Annotated in this window: 3 protein-coding genes and 1 pseudogene; all 4 read right to left on the bottom strand. The window is 31.9% G+C overall.

Annotated elements, in window-relative coordinates; all coding sequences use genetic code 11:
* Positions 1-397, bottom strand: a 397-nt coding sequence (locus tag ACLBWE_RS19075; RefSeq protein WP_447604279.1) for a hypothetical protein, incomplete at its 3' end; no start/stop codon positions are given.
* 214 nt (positions 398-611) lie between these two features.
* Positions 612-1103 carry a hypothetical protein gene (locus ACLBWE_RS19080; protein ID WP_447604280.1) on the bottom strand — a complete coding sequence of 164 codons (492 nt, stop codon included), beginning with the start codon at positions 1101-1103 and terminating at the stop codon, positions 612-614.
* Position 1104: 1 nt separating this feature from the next.
* Positions 1105-1608: a hypothetical protein gene (locus ACLBWE_RS19085; protein ID WP_447604281.1), complete on the bottom strand. Its 504-nt coding sequence runs from the start codon at positions 1606-1608 to the stop codon at positions 1105-1107.
* Positions 1609-1728: 120 nt separating this feature from the next.
* A pseudogene (locus ACLBWE_RS19090) lies at positions 1729-1875 on the bottom strand (RHS repeat-associated core domain-containing protein); the annotation flags it as partial.
* Between the last annotated feature and the right edge of the window lie 205 nt (positions 1876-2080).

Below are 2080 nucleotides of genomic sequence, written 5' to 3' on the forward strand. Positions count from 1 at the left end.
CATTTAAATAAAAACAACCTGAACCATGATAGCCTGCCCCACCATCAATCGAATAATAATATTGAGTATTTAACTTTAGCTGCTTGGGTTTCACAATCTCTTTAAATCCATTTGGTTTAACTCCATAAGTCCATTTATAGGTATAATCATTTTTAAAATTAAACCATTTTATTCCGCTATTTATCTTAATCTCCCATACTGTTTCTTTCAATGTACCGACAGGAACAGCACTATTATCCATTACATAAAATCGAAAACCACTATCAAGCTTTTTTGCATCACTTTTAGATAGCTGAAATATAATTCCGCTATTAGCATTACCCGAAACAAGTAAATCAACTGTACCAGAGCATGCCACTAACACTAGTATAGATAGTAAGCTATACAAATTCCTCATTACCAGCTACCTCCAGCACCACGGTTTTTTATAATGTTACCCCTTAATCTTAAAATTTACATTCAGTAATACTTACTATCTCATTCAAATATCTATTTATATTTATTAAATTTTCTTGACTAGAGTTTACTTCAAAATTTACAATCTTTAATTATATCCTTTAATACTCATAATTAGTTTCCAAATTATTTATAGAGCCAATAATATAAAAATTTTAATTTCCATCTTTAATATAAATCTTACTTGTTATAGGCAAAACGCCCAATTTACTCTGAATTACAGAATTCCAAGTATCTTTATCTTTCAACTCATCTAAAATATAAAAAACAACTATTTTACTTCCTTTAGAATAAAGATTACCGCACTCTCTCTTCAAAATTTCATTTGTAAATACTACTCCTTCATATATATTTTCTTCAGTATTATCTAAAACAATAGTTATCATTGTATTATCATCAACAAAAACATTTCCCTTACTAAGCTCAACTATTACCCCACTTACAATATATGTTTCAATATTACCTTTTTCAACATTATCCCACCACTCACTTGTTCCATATACTCCACTTAAACCACTATTAGTCGTACTATCCAGGGTCAAAGCATGTGTAGATTTTATCTCATCCTCCCCATTCTTCTCTAACCAAGTTTTTAAATCATAAACTAACTTATATCCTTGATTAATCAGAATAGAATCTTCTATCATATTATTTCAACCTTATCTCTGGCATTCTTAGTACAGGTCTAGCTCCAATAATCCTTCCACTATTAATAAATCTCATAGCACCTCCATTTTGACTACCTAACCCTATATTAGTTGCAACAGTTTTATTAAAAATATATGAATTACATTTTCCTTTCAGGTCAAATATAGCATTAGATTTCTTCCAATCTTGCACAGAGGATACTGATGGTAACCTTGGGAAATATTTAGCTGAGCTCTGATCTGTTACTCCTATACTGTATAAACCAATAATTGTGCCCAATCTAAATTTCATTTCCATGGTTACTCCTGTATACATACTTGCATAAGCTAACGATGGAGTTATAAAAGTTTCATTAGAAGCTTTTAAAGTACTAGTTATTTGTAAAAATTGTGCATCTGGTAAAGGCATTGTACGGTAAGCAATTTTATAATCCTGATTTCTTTGATCTTGTTGAGATAAGATATTTGGAACATGGCGTACTGACTGGTCGATTAAATGTTTCATTCATAAAATAACCAACCGTTGATACTCCGGCAGTATTTAAGAAAAGATTAAGTGTATAACCCTCTATTTTCTAATAATGATCCTTCCGCCGCCAAACACATTAGACATAATCCTGATGCTATCCACATTCTTCACTGAATTGCTACCCGCGTATGTATACGGATTTAGGCCACCCTCTAACCCAATCGGGCCCGGTTCCATATAACGACCAAGTTCTGTGTTATAGAAACGGTTATGGTTATAGAACTGGTTAGTTCCCACATCATAACCGTCACATTATATTAACCCATAAGGCACAAGCATAGCGCAGTGATACCTATAGATGATAAACTATAAGACCAGAGTTCTGAACAATACCCGATTTAACAGCTCTTACTATCTATAACCATTTTGTTCTCATTTAAATAAAAACAACCTGAACCATGATAGCCTGCCCCACCATCAATCGAATAATAATATTGAGTATTTAACT

It is taken from the genome of Acinetobacter sp. M5A5_2a (genome assembly GCF_053345265.1).